Origin of the sequence: Yoonia maritima (assembly GCF_043641945.1) — a bacterium.
GTDB classification, from domain to species: Bacteria; Pseudomonadota; Alphaproteobacteria; order Rhodobacterales; family Rhodobacteraceae; genus Yoonia; species Yoonia maritima_B.
The window spans coordinates 273609-290985 of sequence record NZ_JBHZRX010000002.1; the positions used below are offsets into that span (position 1 = coordinate 273609).

The following is a 17377-nucleotide window of genomic DNA, read 5'->3' on the forward strand; positions in this document are numbered from 1 at the left end:
CGTAGGGTGGATTTCAATCCACCTTACGTTAACTTTATCCCAAGACGTCCAGCCAAATCAGTGAAATATTGCCATGCCACGCGGCCCGAACGGCTGCCGCGTGTGGCTTGCCATTCGATGGCCTCTGCCCGCATTGTTTCATCATCGATTTCGACACCATAGGCATCGCAATAGCCTCGGATCATCGCCAAATATTCATCCTGATTACAGGGGTGAAATCCAAGCCACAGGCCAAAGCGGTCTGACAAGGATACCTTTTCCTCTACAGCCTCGGATGGCGAAATCGCGGATGAACGTTCGTTTTCGATCATGTCGCGCGGCATCAGGTGGCGGCGGTTGGATGTCGCGTAAAGCACAACATTGTCTGGCCGACCTTCGATACCGCCATCCAGAACTGCCTTTAGAGACTTATAATGCGCATCATCAGGACCAAAGGAAAGGTCATCGCAGAACATGATAAACCGTTCTGGCGCACCGCGCAGCATGTTCAAACAACGACCAATGCTCGGTAGGTCCTCGCGTTGAACCTCGACCATTTTCAGATCCGGATAATCCGCTTGCAAAGCGCCGTGTACTGCTTTGACAAGGCTGGATTTACCCATCCCACGCGCGCCCCAAAGCAACGCGTTATTGGCGGGCATACCTGCAGCAAACTGCGCAGTATTGGCCATCAATGTGTCGCGTGACCGGTTCACACCGACCAGCAATTCCACGGGGATACGGTTCACCTTTGGGACAGGCACCAGCCGATCCGGGTCAGGATGCCACACAAATGCGGCAGCCTTTTTGAATTTCGGGGCATCAGCCGGCGGTGGGCTCATCCGTTCAAGCGCGTCGGCAATCCGACGCAGCGCCTTCTTACTCACGCTCATCAGCCTCGTCCGTCACGCCCTCACCGTGGATTTCATCATCCCAGAGACCCTCTGCACGTAGCTTGGCTTCGCGCTGACGTTCCACCCGGGCAACAAGCTGGATCGAAACTTCATAAAGCCCGTAAACGACCGCAAACAGGATAACCTGACTGATGACATCTGGCGGCGTGGCCAGTGCCGCAACGATCAGGATGCCAACCATTGCATACTTGCGCGTACCGCGCAGACCGCGCGCAGAGACCAGTCCCGCTTTGCCCATCAGCGTCAACAAGACAGGCAGTTGGAAACACAGGCCAAAGGCCACGATGAATTTGATGGTTAGGTTCAGATAGGCTTTGGCGGAACCTTGGAACAAGATGCCAGCCGCTTGCGTCGCGCTATCAGTGCCCGCCTCTAGAGTGCCGGGCTGTTGGAAGCCCAAGAAGAACCCGAAAGCCAAAGGCGTAATCACATAGTAAGCAAATGCCGCGCCCAGAAAGAACATAAACGGCGAAGCGATCAAGAATGGCAGGAACGCCCCTTTCTCGCTTTTGTATAGGCCCGGCGCCACAAAGCGCCACAGCTGGTAGCTGATGACCGGAAACGACAGCATCAACCCACCCAATAGCGAGATCGAGATCGCGACAAAGAAACCTTCTTCGAGCGCGATAAACTGTAGATCGCAAGCCTGCCCGCGCGATGCCAGCGCATCACACAGCGGATAGGTCAGAAAGTTAAAGACCGGATTCCAAACGGTAAAGCAGATTACCATCCCGACGATGAATGCCAGCAATGATCGGATCAACCGCGAACGTAGTTCTGTGAGATGCTCGATCAGTGGGGCTGCGCTGTCTTCCATTTCGTCTGTCGCGCTCATTTATCGTCACCCTTGGGCTGTTCAGCCGCGGCCTCGGCAGCTTCGCGCGCTTGGCGTTCGGTGGCAGCCTTGGCCATTGCGTCGCTCATCTTCTCTTTTGCAGCTTGGCGTTCGGGTGACAGCGCCGTCTTTTCAGGCGCTTCTGTCATACCGGTCGCTTCTTTGATCTTATCGACGCCAAACTTTTGCGGGTTTGCCGCAGCACGCACCGTCTTGGAAATATCGTTCATGCCGGATTCATCGGCGGCCGCTTCCATCGCGCGCGAAAACTCGCGCGCCATGCCGCGTGCCTTACCAGTGAACTGTCCCAAGGTACGAAACATCCCCGGTAGATCCTTTGGCCCGATAACAATCAGGGCCACGATGCCAACCAGCACCATTTCGCTCCAGCCTAAGCCAAACATGAACGATATTCCTTATGGTGAATTAGGCTTTGTCTTTTTCTTCTTCAGGAGTCACATCGCGTGCGTTTTCGATGCCGTCTTCGATCTCTTTCTTGCCGTCATCAACGCCCTTTTTGAACGCGGTGATGCCTTTGCCAACTTCGCCCATCAGGCTAGAGATCTTGCCGCGCCCGAACAGCACAAGAACGACAACTGCGATAAGTAGAAGGCCTGGCAGGCCGATATTGTTAAGCATGGTTTTCTCCTCTGACGGGTCCCGGTCCCGTATTTAATTCTATCACCTTCACAAATACGGCCCGCCGCAACGCAAGGGAAGCGCGAAAAGCATGTTTTCTGCCAGTTCCGCACCCTTTTTTACAAGGGCTTGCACTATGTCGTGACAAAAACTTGTCAGTTGACAGAAAATTGACAAAACTGTCACGAATCGAAAGGAAGATCATGCGACGTGCAGACAGATTGATGCAGCTGGTTCAGGTGCTCAGGGATGGCAATTTACATAAGGCCGCTGATCTGGCTGCCGTTGTGAATGTCTCGCTCAGGACCATCTATCGCGACATGGAAACGCTTGCCGCATCGGGTGTTCCCATTACTGGTGAGCGCGGAATTGGTTACCGCGTGACAGCTGCAGTCACCCTGCCCCCGCTGAACCTTACCATGACCGAAGTCGAAGCCCTGCATCTGGGTCTAAGCGCTGTAGGGCAAAGTGGTGACAAAGAACTATCCGCAGCGGCCCGCGCGCTATCGGCAAAGCTTGACGCGGTAATGCCCGAAGACCGCAGCCGCGCCCCTGCTGGCTATGGGTTTGCGGTCTATCCGTTTGCTGACGCCGCCCGAGGGTTCCAGCACCTACCCGCAATGCGCCAAGCAATTCGAACCAGACAGAAGTTATCTATTACATTGAACGGTGACGAACGCACAGTACGGCCCTTACAGCTTGATTATTGGGGGCGGCTGTGGACATGCATCGTTTGGTGCGAAAAATCAAAGAATTTCAGTGATTTACGCGTTGATCAGATCACTGAACTACGCATCCTGCCAAGCCTGTTCGTAGACGAGCATGGGAAATCTTTAGCCGATTTTAACGCCCGCCGCGTTATTGCTGGAAGTTAAACTACTTATCCGACAGTGTGGTAGTCATTTCTGACCTCTTTGTCTGGCGTCCCAAATGACCGCGAAAAAATTACTTATCCATATTGGACACCGGAATGCCGGTGCAGAGGTCTTGCAAAACACGCTGCTGGCATCCCAAGAGGTGCTTTCGGATCAGGACATTTATGTTCCAGCCTATGCGACTGACAATCATGAAAAATTTACGCTTGGTTATCGCCAACATGACGAGCAGGACACCGACGATTTCGTTAATGGCAATGCGTCGCCGACTGGGGCCGAACATGATCACTGGTCCCGCATCGCTGACAGCAAAGAAACGCAGAATTGCGAGATAGTTGTCGTCAGCAATAAAAGCTACCTCAGGCATCTTTCAGCTAAGACGGTCAGTCGTTTTGAGCAGGCAACGAATTGCATCGCGGAAAAGAAAGAAGTCATCGCATACTTGCGACCGCCCGGCGCACATTTTCTTTCCCTGACCCAACAAAAGCTCTCGCAAGGCAAAGAGCTTTCTCCGCCCTCTCGGACCCGTGTGAAGGAACGCATTCGCCCCCTGTCCGAAGCTTGGTCGGGTAAAATAACGCTTCAGCTTTTCGACGAACAAATTTTGGCGAATGGGGATATCGTAGAAGACTTTTTCGCACGGCATTTACCAATGGTCGACACGCAGCAATTGCGCCGTCCCAAAGCGTCTGACAACGCCCCTATTTCGACAGAGGCCATGGCGCTTTTGATTGACAGAATGCATGGCCGCTTAGACGATACAATTGATCCGGCGTCGATGATCAGACAGATCATACGAGTAGACAGGAAAATACCAGAGCCGACTTTGCCAGTACTGCGCCCTGCAGCGGAACGCACGCTAAACAACTGGGCGGCACCGGACCTTGCATGGCTACGGGGGCGTCACGACGTCCGCTTTCCGCAGCTAGATTACAAGGATATCGACTGCGATGATGTGGACCTTAGCCTGATACATTTTATCGATATCTCGCAAATCTGCGAGGTCAACGAAGACCGCAAAGAGGCGCTATATCAAAAGGCACTGACGCGCGCCAAATTACCCAAAATCGCACAGCACCTGCTGGCCAACTGGTAGCCTTACCAGCCCACCGCCTTGCGGATCATGTTAAGTGCAACAAGGATAAGGAACACGCCAAAAATCCGCTTGAGTGGCTTCGGGTCCAATTTATGCGCAAGCGCAGCGCCCCATGGTGCAGTGATCAGGGTCATTGCGATAATCACAAAGAATGCCGCGAAATTGACAGCGCCAATCGTAAACGGCGGCGCGACTTCCATATCAACAAGCAACAATCCCGCAACCGAAGGCACTGCGATAAGCACGCCAAATCCAGCAGCCGTCGCTACAGCCCGGTGAATTGGCACGTTGAACAGCGTCATGGTTGGCACGCCAAACGATCCACCCCCGATCCCCATCAAAACAGAAAGGAACCCAAGCACAGGCGACAGAACAGCGCGTTTGATCCCTGCTGGCATCTGCTCGCCCAAGCGCCAATGGCTTTGGCCCAAGGTCATATAAAGGCCCACGATGATCGCGAGCCCGCCAAAAATACTCTGCAAAACAGCTGAACGTAGCGACGAAACAATGAGCACACCAACCAAAGCACCAACAGCAATTCCCAGCGCCCAAGTCTTAAGAATAGGCCATTCGACAGCGCCCTTCTTATTGTGCGACATGACCGACCGAATGGACGTCACAATGATTGTCGCAAGGGATGTCCCAAGGCAAAGCTGCATCAATTGCGGGCTGTCGTAGCCCAAGGCACTAAAGACGTAATAGAACGCGGGGACCAGAATGATCCCACCGCCGACGCCCAAAAGCCCTGCCAATACGCCCGCAAAAGCCCCGATGACCAATAGCAAAGCGCCCATGGTCAGTAACAATGTCATATCGTCCATCAATATTCCCTCAGGCGGCAAGCCGCGTCACGTGTTCGAGTGCATCCAGTACCACCTTTGGACCGGCTCCGTCGGCATGTACGTTTTCAGATAGGTGGCGACGCCATCCGCGCGCGCCGGGCCGCCCCTGAAACATCCCCAGCATATGTCGGGTGACCTGCCCCAACCGCCCGCCCTGCGCGATGTGAGCGTCAATATAGGGCAGCATCACGTGAACCACTTCTTCAGCAGTACGCGATGAAGACGGATCACCAAAGATGCGGGCATCCGCGTCCAAAAGGATGTCGCAAGGCGTGTGATAAGCAGCCCGGCCAATCATCACGCCATCCAAGCCCTTGTCCAGCAACTCTTGCGCCGCATCCAGCGTCGCGATGCCGCCATTGATCGAAAAGTTGACTCCCGGAAACAGCCCGTTCATTTCCAGAACCAAGTCATAGTCAAGCGGTGGAATATCACGGTTTTCTTTTGGGCTTAGCCCCTGCAGCCACGCTTTGCGCGCATGAACTGTGAAGTGATTGACGCCAGCTGCAGAAACACGCGCTAGGAAATCAGGAAGAATGACATGCGGATCTTGGTCGTCTACGCCGATACGGCACTTAACCGTAACGGGCACATCGACGGCATTCATCATCGCCGATACACAATCCGCCACGAGCGGCGCGTTTTCCATCAGGATCGCACCAAAACTACCCGACTGCACGCGGTCCGAAGGGCATCCACAGTTCAGGTTGATTTCATCATAGCCGTAGTCAACTGCGATACGCGCAGCCTCGGCCAACTGTGCCGGGTCTGACCCACCTAGCTGCAACGCAACCGGATGTTCAGCATCATTAAGACCAAGCAAGCGATCGCGATCACCATGAATAACGGCCGGTGCGGTCACCATTTCAGTATACAAAAGCGCGTGACGCGACATGAGCCGGTGCAGATACCGGCAATGGCGATCCGTCCAATCCATCATCGGGGCGACGGACAAGCGACCAGCACGGCGCACCTCGGAAACACTTAATTTTACATGGTTTTCCATGTGAGCCTCAGTTTGCGTTTCCGCTTATTTTGGCTGTTTCAAGCCGGTTTTCAGAGAAAGTGCTACAGAATGTAGCACCGCGAGTGCCGTGTAGCACTTTTTTGGCTCCACTTTCCAGCCGTCAAAGCCCCCGTGTCCCGAACGTCAACAGACGCAATTCGCGGCTGCCCTATTCCGTGAGAAAACCACACCTCCAAAGCCGAAGGCATGCCATAACATGTGGCTCTTTACAAAAGTAATAAAGTAATACTTAATAGATTCACTTTTACGTTCTTTGGGAGGAACTCATGAATATTAGATCAACGCTCCTTGCGAGCGCCGTTACATTTTTGCCTGTTACTGCGATGGCTCAGGAATTGACGATTGGCTTTTCTCAGATTGGTTCAGAATCTGGCTGGCGGGCCGCCGAGACAACCGTCACACGTCAAGAAGCCGAAAATCGCGGTATCGATTTGAAGTTCGCTGATGCACAGCAAAAACAGGAGAACCAGATTTCCGCGCTGCGTTCGTTTATCGCGCAAGGTGTGGATGCGATCTTGATTGCGCCCGTGGTAGCGACTGGATGGGATGAAGTGCTGGAGGAGGCCAGCGACGCAGAAATTCCGGTCATATTGCTGGATCGTACAGTTGACGCCTCGGATGACTTGTATCTGACTGCAGTGACTTCCGACCTTGTGCACGAAGGATCCGTTGCCGGGCAGTGGTTGGTTGATACTGTGGACGGCGGGGATTGCCGTATCGTAGAGCTGCAAGGCACGACGGGTTCGTCGCCAGCGATTGACCGCAAAACCGGATTTGAGAATGCAATTGAGGGTCATGATAACCTTGAGATTGTCCGCTCGCAGACGGGCGATTTTACCCGTTCGCAGGGCAAAGTCGTGATGGAAAGCTTCTTAAAAGCTGAAGGCGGCGAAAACATTTGTGCCCTGTATGCACATAATGACGACATGGCCGTGGGTGCGATCCAAGCGATCCGCGAAGCCGGGTTGCAGCCCGGTACGGATATTTTGATCGTTGCGATTGATGCAGTGCCGGATGCCCATTTGGCGATCGCAAATGGCGAAATGAACGCCACCATCGAGCTGACCCCAAATATGGCGGGACCCGCGTTGGACGCGCTCGAGGCGTATCTGGCAGATGGCACCGCACCGCCAAAGTGGATCCAAACTGAATCGCGGCTTTATACGGCGGCGGATGATAATCAGGCGATTTACGAAGTGAAAAAGGGCTTGGGTTACTGAGTTTTGTGCCAATATGGCACCTATTCATAAACCTTTGAGTCCCGCGTTGCATTTTGCGGGGCTCGCCTTTGACTGCAGGATATTCAAATGACCGACGATAAGCGCCCAGTGCTCTGTGCAGAGGGTATCTCAAAGTTTTTTCCCGGTACGATTGCGCTGGATGATGTGAGCCTGACATTATTTGAAGGTGAGATTCACGCGCTGTTGGGCGAAAATGGTGCGGGCAAGTCTACTCTGATCAAGTGCCTCACAGGTGCGTATCGGCGCGATGCCGGAACGATTTCAATTGATGGAACTGATGTTAATCCGACCTCGACATTGGCCAGCCAGTCTTTGGGCATTGGCACGGTCTATCAAGAGGTCAATTTACTTCCCAATTTAACCGTTGCTGAGAACCTGTACCTTGGCAGGCAGCCTACGCGTGGCCCGTTTGTCGCGCGGTCGCGGATGAATAGAGACGCGCGCGCGTCGCTCAAGGAGTTTGGGATTGATATTGATCCGGCGCAGCCCCTGTCGTCATATTCGGTCGCTGTGCAGCAGGTCATTGCAATCGCACGGGCGGTAGAGTTGTCAGGCAAGGTGCTGATCCTTGATGAACCGACGGCAAGTCTGGATCGGGACGAAGTTCAGCTATTGTTTTCGGTCATTCATAAGCTCAAGGAACGCGGGCTGAGCATCGTGTTTATCACGCACTTCATGGACCAGGTGTTTGAACATGCAGATCGCGCCACTGTTTTGCGGAATGGGCAGGTCGTGGGAACACGGCTACTGCGTGACGTAAGCCAAACCGACATTGTGACGCTGATGCTCGGACGACAGTTAGAGGCGCGCAAGAAAGCGCCGAAACAAGTTGTCCAAGGGGATACGTTGTTGGAAATCAACGATCTGGCCAAGACGGGGACACTTGAACCGTTCTCGCTGAATATTCGCGAGGGCGAAGTCGTGGGGCTTGCTGGATTGCTGGGATCGGGGCGCACTGAGACGGCAAACCTCATCTTCGGGGTCGTAAAGTCAGACGATGGCAAACTGCGATTGCGTAAGCGAGATATTCGGGTGAACAACCCGCGCGATGCTGTTGCACACCGATTTGCGCTTTGTCCCGAAGACCGAAAGAACGACGGTATCGTGGGAGATCTGAGCGTCCGCGACAATATCATTCTGGCGTTGCAAGCACGTCAGGGTTGGACGCGCCCTATTCCGCGCAGCAAGGTCGATGAAATTGCCAATCATTACGTCAGGACGCTTGATATTCGGCTGGCGAATTTGGACATGCCAATTCGTTTGCTTTCTGGTGGCAACCAACAAAAGGCGTTGTTGGCACGTTGGCTGGCTACGGATCCAGATTTTCTGATCCTTGATGAACCAACGCGCGGTATCGACATTGGTGCCCATGCCGAAATTATTGCGCTAATCGAGCGCCTTCAGCAGGACGGGATGGCGCTGCTGGTTGCATCATCAGAAATGGAAGAATTGGTCGCATATTCGAGCCGCGTCATTGTTATGCGCGATCGCTGCCAAGTCGGCGAATTATCTGGCGACGACATCACGACAGATAACATCATCCAAGCCATTGCGGCTGAGCCCATGACAGGAGCAGCCTAATGTCTGGTCGTTTGTTTTTACGACGAATTATGCCCCAACTGATTATTCTTGCTATCGTACTGGGTCTGAATTTGATCGTCTTTCCCGACTTCTTTAAGATTGAATTTCAGAATGGTCGCCTGTTCGGCAACCTGATTGATGTGCTGAAGCGTGGTGCGCCTACCGCGTTGCTGTGTATCGGCATGACATTGGTCATAGCGACCAAAGGGATTGATCTGTCGGTCGGTGCAGTCATGGCCATTGCCGGGGCGACGGCAGCGTCATTGGTTGTTGATGGTCATCACTGGGTAACCGCGCTGGCAGGAGCGCTGGCAGTTGGGGCGCTATGCGGGTTGTGGAACGGATTTTTAGTGGCCGTTCTACGTATTCAGCCCATTGTCGCGACGCTTGTTCTGATGGTCGCGGGACGCGGGATTGCGCAGCTGATTACCGAAGGCACCATTCTGACCTTTTTGAACCCCGGTTTGATCCATCTTGGCGCGGGGACGGTCTTGGGCATGCCTACACCCATCCTGATCTGGGTTCTTCTTGGTGCTCTTGTGACGCTTGCTGTGCGTAAGACCGCACTCGGGATGCTGATCGAGGCGATAGGCGTGAACGAAACGTCGTCGCGGCTTGCTGGCATTAATTCGCGGGTTCTATTGCTATGTGTTTATGTCGTTTCCGGTATCGGGGCTGCGATCGCCGGGGTGATTGTTGCCGCTGATATCCAAGGCGCGGATGCAAATAATGCAGGGCTTTGGCTCGAGCTGGATGCGATCCTTGCCGTTGTGATCGGTGGGAATTCGTTGCTGGGAGGGCGGTTTTCGATTGTTGCATCGCTCTTGGGAGCGATGATTATACAGTCAGTCAATTCCGTCATTTTGCTGTCTGGAATGCCGCCGGAGTTCAATTTGGTCATCAAGGCCATTCTGATCCTTGCCATCCTTGTGATCCAGTCACCCAAGGTCGGCCATCTTATCTACATAATCCGTGCGTCTGCCCCACCACCAAAGGTGAATCCAGCAACGCAAGCAAAGGAAACGACACAATGATCCGATCCACTCATCTCCCCCTACTTGTTACACTCGCGACCTTTGTTCTGGCCTATGCGCTTTGCGCATCGCAATACCCTGCGATGCTATCCATGCGGGTCATTGCCAATCTGCTGACGGACAACGCGTTTTTGGGGATCGTCGCAGTTGGGATGACCTTTGTCATTCTGTCGGGCGGGATTGATTTGTCGGTGGGGTCGGTCATTGCCTTTACCGGTGTATTCTTGGCGGTGATTTTGCGGGATACGTCGATCCATCCTCTTGTGGCATTTGTCGTAGTTTTGATCATTACCACGGCGTTTGGCGCGGCGATGGGTGCGGCCATCCATTACCTGGAGATGCCCGCATTTATCGTGACGCTTGCAGGGATGTTTTTGGCACGTGGCGCGGCCTATGTGCTTTCGACAGATTCCGTGCCGATTACGCACGAGTTTTATGACACCTTGCAGTCCATGTACTGGAAGTCCGAAAGCGGTGGGCGATTTCGCTTAATTGGTGGGATCATGATCCTCACATTCCTTATCGGTATCATCACTGCCCATCGCACGCGATTTGGTCAAAACGTCTATGCATTGGGTGGCGGCGCTATGACGGCGCGGCTGATGGGGGTACCTGTTGCCTCGACAACGATAGGGATCTATGCGATTTCGGGGGGCCTTGCCGGGCTGTCGGGAATTGTTTTTTCGTTGTACACATCGGCCGGGTATTCACTGGCGACAGTTGGTGTCGAACTTGATGCAATCGCAGCGGTGGTCATTGGCGGCACGTTGCTAACCGGAGGATACGGGTTCGTCGCGGGCACGTTTTTTGGCATCCTCATCATGGGGTTGATCCAGACCTACATTGTCTTTGATGGGACATTATCAAGCTGGTGGACAAAGATCGTGATAGGCGGTCTGTTGTTTGCGTTTATTCTACTACAAAAGGGACTAACTTGGGTAACGACGGCACGCAAAAAAGCAGTGACTGGCTTCGCCACGCTATCATGAGCTTTGTCCATTCTGGTGCGAGAAGTGAGAAGGCTTCGAACCATACGAACTTTGTGGTCGAGCAATTAGGGCGTGCGATTGTCGCGGGTGAGTATCCGCCAAACACGATGATCCCCCTTGATCCTGACATTTGCGAAATGTTCGGTGTATCGCGCACAGTTGTCCGCGAGGCGAAAAAGACGCTGATCGCAAAGGGATTGATCCAGTCCAAGGCCAAGGTCGGCACACATGTTCGATCTTCAGATGACTGGAACATGTTCGATGAGGACGTCTTGCGCTGGCATGCAACACTGCGCAACCCTGCCAAGTTCTATGAGGATCTGTTCGAAATTCGTATGATCTTTGAGCCAGCTGCAGCAGCGCGTGCGGCGGAACAGGCGAATTCCATCGACAGTGCCCGCCTAACCGAACTGTGCGATGATATGGCGAACGCGACAGATCACGCATCCTTTGCGATTGCCGATTACGAATTCCACAAGCAAGTGCTGAAACTGTCTGACAACCGCTTCCTGCATTCGCTTGGCAATATGGTTCAAACAGCGCTCTACTCGATGTTTTTGGTCGAAGCCGATCAGGCATTTCCCGAGAGTAAGACAGATGTCGCCCACAAGCATCGCGTCATCGCTCTTGCCATCGCATCGGGCGAGGCAAGTAAAGCCAGCAAAGCAATGACAGACGTCATTCGCGAAAGCTACAACCGTACTCGTGTTACGCCCTGAAGCGGTATGGGCTAAGGGAACAATTGGAAACACTTCGACAACGCTTGTGGGGTATTCGCGATACGTGTCACGAAAACCCTATTTAGCTAATAAAACCTATTCGGGACTGACATTTTGTGCGCCGCAGCAAATTTTTAGGTTAGCATTCCCTACACCATGAGCACACTATGTTGCGAAGATTAAAGCCCGGATTGAGCCAAGTGCCTTCAATGCTGCATTTCGTACAATTGGCCGCCTATTAGACCGTATTGAGGACCGAAGACTTGATCATGAAAGATGGCGGGTTGTAGGTCTATGATTGTGACGCAGCTTTACCAACGCAACACAAACAAACGAGATATCATGCAGCGAATTTTCTTCCTCCTGTTATTAATACTTGCCCAAAGCGCTGCGGCCGGTCAGTCTTGCGGCCCCCACACAGTCGAAGATGATGCTAACGACTATGTCGCCCTAAATGCGCACGCATATCCTGCTGCTGAGCGGGTCCATGAACGTATCCAGGCGATTGAGGACCCATTTGAGGCGCTTGTTCCGCTCAAAGCATATGGCGACTTTACACAAATGGGCATTCTTGATCTTGTTCTACCGGCAATTGCGTTGAGCTGCAGTTATGAGATGTTTGATGCTAATGGCTGCAAGGGCAGCTTCTTTCTTCCAAGTAACGTCACAAGCGCGTCATTGACTGGGGACAGCCTAAACTTCTCCGTGACCAACCCTGATACGAATGAAATCATGGATGTAATGCATAAGAACCGGTCATATGATCGGTCGGTTGTAAGCATTCCGGCGGCCGAGACGACTTGGAACAGGGCTGCAGATGGAACAGAAACATTCCTGAGTATCGCCGACAATGGCGATGAAACGCATTATACGGAACACCCCGATTGCTCTGGCAGTGGGCATGTCATCCGTCACAATGAAAGTGGTTTGCTCACAACCAACCACTTTTCATGGTCTGCGGCAACAGAGCAGACCATGACGTTCCAATACAAAATCTGCCGTCACCAAGAGCCCAACGCAGGCTGTCATGAGGGCCAGATTTGATGCCTATGCAAATGCCGTGCAGGTTAGATCCGGGAACTGATCTCTCAGGAACGCTTTAAAGGCATCTGGCTGTGATAAGACGACGGCGCATGGATCATCCCAACCCGCATCGACGTATGCTAATGAAAGCCCAAAGCATTTTAGGTGCGCGGCATATAACTCGAACTGCTCACCTACCGCGGCGTCGTATTTGCTTTCGTCAGTATAAAGATCCTCTTCGGCTGGTAGCCCCAGAAAATGCCGCGATGCATCGATGACGTCGGATGCAGTCGCACGATCTTCACGATCAAGCGTCAGGATAGGAGATTGCCCGCCTGGCGGTGCCCCCATATCAATGAAGGCCTGCAAGATATTGGGGCCATCAAACGTCTCAACGTCTTTTGCGGCCTTTATGACGGGCGCCAGTAATGTCTGAAGATCGTATGTAAATCCAAATGGCACCACAAAACTGGCAAACTGAAGGACGATATCGCCGCGTCGTTTTTGCTCAATCAATTTTTGTCGCGCCAATTCTCTCTCTGCCAAAGCATCGTGGTTTGGGTTGAGCATAGTATGAATACTCTTTGCAACGGCACCATCACCGTCATTTGCAAAAGGTTTAAGTAGATCTGCAATTTCGCCCTCTGACATACCTTGGTCCCTACACGAGCCCACGTAGTAGGGAACCGCAAAGCCGCGCTCCCGTTCCAAAATGCTTTCGTTGCTGATCAGCTTAAATAACAATTCGGTTGCGAGTGGGCGTTGCGCGTCAGAGCGTCCCAACAAATCGCGAACACTTCGCAATAGATGCCAACCATTTGGATCGTGCTTTTCGGCAAAATGCACCATTGGGCCTATTGCCAATGCGAAAACGTATTTGATGAAATCGGGTGCGCACGTGCCATGAGCGCAAAACTTATAAAGTAGATCATACAGCGCCTTGGCTTGGTCAGAGTCGATGCCCGGATCGTTTTGCAGTTCAGCACCATATGCGTCTTGGCACAGAGATCGGATTTTTTGATCATACGGCACGCCTGACGCGTACATGATACGAAGCACCTGACCGGTGGAGCGCGCGTTTGTCGGCGTCAACATTGATAAAACGTCATCGAAATAGGTAATCTGCTGGGGCGATTGACCCAGTCTGGCCATCGCGTCCCATATAATGCTGCGCTCCACTTCGCGCAGACCGTCTTCATCCTCCAAAAACTTCTGCGCCATCGTCAGCAATGACAGGTCATCTGACCCCGTATTCTTTGCCAACAGAACATAAAGCGCACGTCGCCGGACGGACTGATCTTTGTCGTTTTGAATGACGCCTTCCAAAAACGCACGGGTATCTCCACCGTACTCCTCTTCAACAGAAAGCGCGTCGTAACGTTCATCGGCTTTCTTGCATTTCTGCAGCCGTAAAGTGCGGATCTCGTGCCAATTCAAACGCGGGCCAGCAGCGTGGTCGAGCGCTTTGACTTGATTATAAACGCGGCCATTCGTCTCAACGGAAAGCTGCTGCGTTAGGGCTGCAACGACTCCATCTTCTTCCGCATACCCAATCAGCAAGCGCCGATATGCCTCTATCTTACCCGGAGCAGGTCCCTTCTTGATATTGTTCAGCATATCCTTGCACGTATCGTCCATCGTGTCGTCCGTCAGTCCTAATGATGTTTATCCGTCATCATCTCTACTGATCGGAAGGACGCAACGTTAATTTCGGAAGACGATTACTTACGACACTCCTGACGGCGAATTGCTGCTTAGTTTGGCGTAATAGTGGTTGGCTGGAATACCAAATTATCCGAATGCGTGAGGGTTGTGAGTAGGCAGCGGCACCAATGCCCCTGCCCTTTCAATCTAATTCCCTTTTTCGACACTGGCCCGGCCGTTCGATCGCCGCATACCAGATGGGTTCCCTGTCGTGCTCAGCCAAGGGGAAACAATCGGGCATTTCCCTTCTTCTCGACTTTGTCTACGAGCAGAGGGTAGGTTTTCGCGAAACTAATTTTCAAAAATTTAGACCAGATGTGACTATCGTCCTTCTTCATAAATTTAGGGGGTGTCCGTATTTCGTGTTGGTCCGCTAAGCGGGAAAAGGGCGAAGCGGCCGCCCGCCCCTTGCGTCAGAATGGCAGCTTTTCCGTGGTCTGACGGTTCCTATACGGTCAGCTCACTTGTATTTGTCACCAACGTCTTCGCGAACGGGATGCGTATCATAGAAGATCGACATGGACGCAAACCGGCCGTCTTCCCCGAACTTGAAGTAGTCTACGCCCTGAAAGACGATTTGGTCTCCGCTGTTGAGCGTCCAGTCATACTCGAAATATGCGGCGGCACTGTCCCCATGTTCGCCAAGGAGAACGTCAAATACGGTGAGCTTACTTGCGGAAGACACGCTACCCAGCTTTGCAAAGAAGTCCGTGGCTTTCATCTTGCCAAGGAACGGCGACACTACGTGCGCTTCTGGACTGAAAAGCGAAATAATCCCGTCGATATCAGAAGCTGTCAGTCGTTCGAAATAGGTCCGCACATAGGTGATCTTTTCGGTAGGTGTCATTCGGTTTCCATTCTTTTGCTTTTGTGACGACCAACGCTGCGCGTCTGCCGAGTGGTTCAGGTGCCAGCTATGCAGTGCCACATGAACATCGCGATGCAATCCTCCATGATCTCACTGGGCGTCGGGTTACCGAATGCTGCGCAGCGGGCGAACGTCGACAGTGCTGGGATCCATGCGCGACGCGCCACGCTTCACTTTTGCCAGTTGCCTGAAGGAAGCACCGCGCAAGCCCTGTCTAATCTGTTGTGTGCGCATCAATGATAGCAACAACTTTCGCAACCTTGGCGGCATTGGCGGCGTCTGGGTGGGGAGCCACAAATTGCCCGCTGTCATTGTCGAAGTACTGCCCCGATGCCGTTCCGAATTCATCAGACAGGGCCGCGCGGGTTAGGATGTCGACGCCGATATTTATATCATTGCCGGCTGTTCCAAACCCTTCGCGCACCATCTTGGTCGCCAAAAGAGAGCCTGGATTGACAGCGACCGAGACCGGCCCATCGGGATGTTTCGATGCAAAGTCTTGGCTCCACATCGTCAGGGCCAGCTTGCTTTGGGCATAGGCCTCCATGTCTTGGAGCTGTCGCTTGCCTACCATGGCGTCATCATCGACTGGCGCTTGTGCGGCAGAGGACAGATGCACCAAACGTCCGTCCTTTGGCATGTTGTGGAGTAGGAGTTTTGACAAAAATGCGGGTGCAAAGGTATTGACGACAAAGCGCACGTCCATACCGTCGTTCAAGCGTGGCTGCGACGTTTTGAAGACACCTGCGTTGTTGATCAGCACGTCAATGCTTTCATATGCGTGCAAGAGATCACGCCCCAGCTGGGCGACTTCCGACAGGTCTGACATATCGGCCTGCGCAGTCGACACGTTTGCGCCAATCTCGGCCTTCAGTTTGTCCAGCTTCTGGGCGTTTCGACCATGAGCAATAACGTTGTGCCCTTGGGCCGCCAATGCGAGTGCGGTTGCTCGGCCAAGGCCGTCGGTGGCACCGGTGATGAGGATTGTCTTTGTCATGGTCTTTTCCTTAATTGAAAGCAGGCAGCACATGTTCGGCCAACCTATCGAGCGTTGGTTCAACAGGCGAGGAATTAAAGCGCAAATTCAGTGCGACATGGTTGACGCCACTGTCTTCAAGCTGTTGCAAATACTGAACAATGGCGCGATGGCCGGACCGGAAGCCAAGATGGATCGGGCTTGGTGGCTCATCCGGATCATCAGCGAGGTCAACATAGAGTGGTTGCAGGACAGGTTTTGGAGGCTGTCCCAAATTGGTCAACCGCGCACGCCAATCCTGCAATACACGATCTTGCACCACACCGGGGCGTGGATAAGTCATCCATCCATCGCCATGTTGCGCAATCCAGTCCGGAGATTGGCGGCTTGATCCTGTGATCAATAGCGGCAACTTCGACCCGGACGGCTTGGGCAGCATATCGATTGGTAAATCCACCGTGCCGAAACGATTGTCTATCTGCGGTACGGGCGTCCCCATTGCCCGAATATAGTCGAAGCTTTCACGGAAGGCGTCGCCGCGTGCGTCAAAATCGCGGTTCATGGCCGGGTACTCTTCGGGGCGGTCGCCAGAGGCCACACCAAGGATCAGCCGGCCATTTGACAGAACATCAGCTGTCGCAGCCGCCTTGGCGACATGGGCGGAGTGGCGCAGCGGCAGGACGATACTGGCAACGCCCAAAGCGATATCGGTTGTTTTCGCGGCCAGATAACCAAGATAGACGAAGGGATCAAAAAGCTGGCCCGCATCGCCAAAGCTGGGGACATTGAAGGGTACATCGCGCAGCCAGACAGCTTTGAAACCAAGCTGCTCAGCCTGTTGAACGCGGCTCAAATGGCCTGTCATGTCCGGCACGGGGCTGTGCCCGTATTGCGCAATCGGCACCACCAGCCCGACACTCACACGACCGTTCTGAAACGTCGTATTGTAGCCGCGATTGATCTGTTCGAATGGCGTGTGGGTCTCGTCGCGCATGGGTTCTCTCCGGCAAGTCGCGCCGCCCCTTTTGGGGCAGC

General features: G+C 53.3%; 18 protein-coding genes. 8 read left to right on the forward strand and 10 right to left on the reverse strand.

The window, feature by feature from the left end; genetic code table 11:
* Positions 1-23: 23 nt before the first annotated feature.
* From ACHUEV_RS04915 to ACHUEV_RS04930, 4 genes are read right to left on the reverse strand one after another with little or no spacing between them, the layout of a single operon-like run.
* Positions 24-872 (reverse strand): ATP-binding protein, encoded by an 849-nt coding sequence (locus tag ACHUEV_RS04915; protein ID WP_394177942.1) that lies wholly within the window; start codon positions 870-872, stop codon positions 24-26.
* On the reverse strand, positions 859-1728 hold the full coding sequence (gene tatC / locus ACHUEV_RS04920) for a twin-arginine translocase subunit TatC (RefSeq protein ID WP_394177943.1): 870 nt from the start codon (positions 1726-1728) through the stop codon (positions 859-861). Before tatC ends, ACHUEV_RS04915 begins: the two co-directional genes overlap by 14 nt.
* On the reverse strand, positions 1725-2132 hold the full coding sequence (gene tatB, locus ACHUEV_RS04925) for a Sec-independent protein translocase protein TatB (RefSeq protein WP_394177944.1): 408 nt from the start codon (positions 2130-2132) through the stop codon (positions 1725-1727). The genes tatC and tatB overlap by 4 nt, the downstream gene beginning before the upstream one ends.
* 22 nt (positions 2133-2154) lie before the next feature.
* A complete protein-coding gene (locus tag ACHUEV_RS04930; protein ID WP_394177945.1) occupies positions 2155-2367 on the reverse strand; it encodes a twin-arginine translocase TatA/TatE family subunit in 213 nt (70 codons plus the stop codon).
* A gap of 203 nt (positions 2368-2570) precedes the next feature.
* Between ACHUEV_RS04930 and ACHUEV_RS04935 the strand changes: the two genes are divergently transcribed.
* On the forward strand, positions 2571-3242 hold the full coding sequence (locus ACHUEV_RS04935) for a helix-turn-helix transcriptional regulator (protein WP_394177946.1): 672 nt from the start codon (positions 2571-2573) through the stop codon (positions 3240-3242).
* Between the two features lie 55 nt (positions 3243-3297).
* Positions 3298-4338 (forward strand): hypothetical protein, encoded by a 1041-nt coding sequence (locus ACHUEV_RS04940; RefSeq protein ID WP_394177947.1) that lies wholly within the window; start codon positions 3298-3300, stop codon positions 4336-4338.
* Positions 4339-4340: 2 nt separating this feature from the next.
* Here the strand turns inward: ACHUEV_RS04940 and ACHUEV_RS04945 are convergent, their stop codons facing one another.
* Positions 4341-5159 (reverse strand): sulfite exporter TauE/SafE family protein, encoded by an 819-nt coding sequence (locus ACHUEV_RS04945; RefSeq protein ID WP_394177948.1) that lies wholly within the window; start codon positions 5157-5159, stop codon positions 4341-4343.
* A gap of 10 nt (positions 5160-5169) precedes the next feature.
* Positions 5170-6186, reverse strand: coding sequence for a tRNA dihydrouridine(20/20a) synthase DusA (dusA, locus tag ACHUEV_RS04950; RefSeq protein ID WP_394177949.1), 1017 nt, complete (start codon positions 6184-6186; stop codon positions 5170-5172).
* Positions 6187-6473: 287 nt separating this feature from the next.
* Here dusA and ytfQ point away from each other — a divergent pair, with 287 nt between their 5' ends.
* From ytfQ to ACHUEV_RS04980, 6 genes are all read left to right on the forward strand, one after another.
* The gene (gene ytfQ, locus ACHUEV_RS04955) at positions 6474-7427 is read left to right on the forward strand and encodes a galactofuranose ABC transporter, galactofuranose-binding protein YtfQ (RefSeq protein ID WP_394177950.1); all 954 of its coding nucleotides are present in this window, start codon (positions 6474-6476) and stop codon (positions 7425-7427) included.
* 87 nt (positions 7428-7514) lie between these two features.
* Entirely contained in the window at positions 7515-9029 is a 1515-nt protein-coding gene (locus tag ACHUEV_RS04960) for a sugar ABC transporter ATP-binding protein (protein ID WP_394177951.1), read from the forward strand.
* A complete protein-coding gene (locus ACHUEV_RS04965; RefSeq protein WP_394177952.1) occupies positions 9029-10063 on the forward strand; it encodes an ABC transporter permease in 1035 nt (344 codons plus the stop codon). Before ACHUEV_RS04960 ends, ACHUEV_RS04965 begins: the two co-directional genes overlap by 1 nt.
* Positions 10060-11052 (forward strand): galactofuranose ABC transporter, permease protein YjfF, encoded by a 993-nt coding sequence (gene yjfF, locus ACHUEV_RS04970; RefSeq protein ID WP_394177953.1) that lies wholly within the window; start codon positions 10060-10062, stop codon positions 11050-11052. The genes ACHUEV_RS04965 and yjfF overlap by 4 nt, the downstream gene beginning before the upstream one ends.
* Positions 11049-11771, forward strand: a complete 723-nt coding sequence (locus tag ACHUEV_RS04975; RefSeq protein ID WP_394177954.1) for a FadR/GntR family transcriptional regulator — start codon at positions 11049-11051, stop codon at positions 11769-11771. Before yjfF ends, ACHUEV_RS04975 begins: the two co-directional genes overlap by 4 nt.
* A 342-nt stretch (positions 11772-12113) precedes the next feature.
* A complete protein-coding gene (locus tag ACHUEV_RS04980) occupies positions 12114-12815 on the forward strand; it encodes a hypothetical protein (RefSeq protein WP_394177955.1) in 702 nt (233 codons plus the stop codon).
* Between the two features lie 3 nt (positions 12816-12818).
* Here ACHUEV_RS04980 and ACHUEV_RS04985 read toward each other — a convergent pair whose 3' ends face one another.
* From ACHUEV_RS04985 to ACHUEV_RS05000, 4 genes are all read right to left on the reverse strand, one after another.
* Positions 12819-14432 (reverse strand): hypothetical protein, encoded by a 1614-nt coding sequence (locus ACHUEV_RS04985; protein WP_394177956.1) that lies wholly within the window; start codon positions 14430-14432, stop codon positions 12819-12821.
* Between the two features lie 526 nt (positions 14433-14958).
* The gene (locus tag ACHUEV_RS04990) at positions 14959-15345 is read right to left on the reverse strand and encodes a nuclear transport factor 2 family protein (protein ID WP_394177957.1); all 387 of its coding nucleotides are present in this window, start codon (positions 15343-15345) and stop codon (positions 14959-14961) included.
* 235 nt (positions 15346-15580) lie between these two features.
* Positions 15581-16363 carry an SDR family NAD(P)-dependent oxidoreductase gene (locus tag ACHUEV_RS04995; RefSeq protein WP_394177958.1) on the reverse strand — a complete coding sequence of 261 codons (783 nt, stop codon included), beginning with the start codon at positions 16361-16363 and terminating at the stop codon, positions 15581-15583.
* A gap of 10 nt (positions 16364-16373) precedes the next feature.
* Positions 16374-17336 (reverse strand): LLM class oxidoreductase, encoded by a 963-nt coding sequence (locus ACHUEV_RS05000; protein WP_394177959.1) that lies wholly within the window; start codon positions 17334-17336, stop codon positions 16374-16376.
* Between the last annotated feature and the right edge of the window lie 41 nt (positions 17337-17377).

What these genes read in the sequence shown, in the direction of transcription:
- ACHUEV_RS04930 (WP_394177945.1), bottom strand. Translation starts at nt 2,367, where the DNA reads ATGCTTAACAATATCGGCCTGCCAGGCCTTCTACTTATCGCAGTTGTC.
- tatB (WP_394177944.1), bottom strand. Translation starts at nt 2,132, where the DNA reads ATGTTTGGCTTAGGCTGGAGCGAAATGGTGCTGGTTGGCATCGTGGCC.
- ACHUEV_RS04990 (WP_394177957.1), bottom strand. Translation starts at nt 15,345, where the DNA reads ATGACACCTACCGAAAAGATCACCTATGTGCGGACCTATTTCGAACGA.
- ACHUEV_RS04980 (WP_394177955.1), top strand. Translation starts at nt 12,114, where the DNA reads ATGCAGCGAATTTTCTTCCTCCTGTTATTAATACTTGCCCAAAGCGCT.
- ACHUEV_RS04985 (WP_394177956.1), bottom strand. Translation starts at nt 14,432, where the DNA reads ATGGACGATACGTGCAAGGATATGCTGAACAATATCAAGAAGGGACCT.
- yjfF (WP_394177953.1), top strand. Translation starts at nt 10,060, where the DNA reads ATGATCCGATCCACTCATCTCCCCCTACTTGTTACACTCGCGACCTTT.
- ACHUEV_RS04945 (WP_394177948.1), bottom strand. Translation starts at nt 5,159, where the DNA reads ATGGACGATATGACATTGTTACTGACCATGGGCGCTTTGCTATTGGTC.
- tatC (WP_394177943.1), bottom strand. Translation starts at nt 1,728, where the DNA reads ATGAGCGCGACAGACGAAATGGAAGACAGCGCAGCCCCACTGATCGAG.
- dusA (WP_394177949.1), bottom strand. Translation starts at nt 6,186, where the DNA reads ATGGAAAACCATGTAAAATTAAGTGTTTCCGAGGTGCGCCGTGCTGGT.
- ACHUEV_RS04965 (WP_394177952.1), top strand. Translation starts at nt 9,029, where the DNA reads ATGTCTGGTCGTTTGTTTTTACGACGAATTATGCCCCAACTGATTATT.
- ACHUEV_RS04935 (WP_394177946.1), top strand. Translation starts at nt 2,571, where the DNA reads ATGCGACGTGCAGACAGATTGATGCAGCTGGTTCAGGTGCTCAGGGAT.
- ACHUEV_RS04995 (WP_394177958.1), bottom strand. Translation starts at nt 16,363, where the DNA reads ATGACAAAGACAATCCTCATCACCGGTGCCACCGACGGCCTTGGCCGA.
- ACHUEV_RS05000 (WP_394177959.1), bottom strand. Translation starts at nt 17,336, where the DNA reads ATGCGCGACGAGACCCACACGCCATTCGAACAGATCAATCGCGGCTAC.
- ACHUEV_RS04960 (WP_394177951.1), top strand. Translation starts at nt 7,515, where the DNA reads ATGACCGACGATAAGCGCCCAGTGCTCTGTGCAGAGGGTATCTCAAAG.
- ACHUEV_RS04915 (WP_394177942.1), bottom strand. Translation starts at nt 872, where the DNA reads ATGAGCGTGAGTAAGAAGGCGCTGCGTCGGATTGCCGACGCGCTTGAA.
- ACHUEV_RS04940 (WP_394177947.1), top strand. Translation starts at nt 3,298, where the DNA reads ATGACCGCGAAAAAATTACTTATCCATATTGGACACCGGAATGCCGGT.
- ACHUEV_RS04975 (WP_394177954.1), top strand. Translation starts at nt 11,049, where the DNA reads ATGAGCTTTGTCCATTCTGGTGCGAGAAGTGAGAAGGCTTCGAACCAT.
- ytfQ (WP_394177950.1), top strand. Translation starts at nt 6,474, where the DNA reads ATGAATATTAGATCAACGCTCCTTGCGAGCGCCGTTACATTTTTGCCT.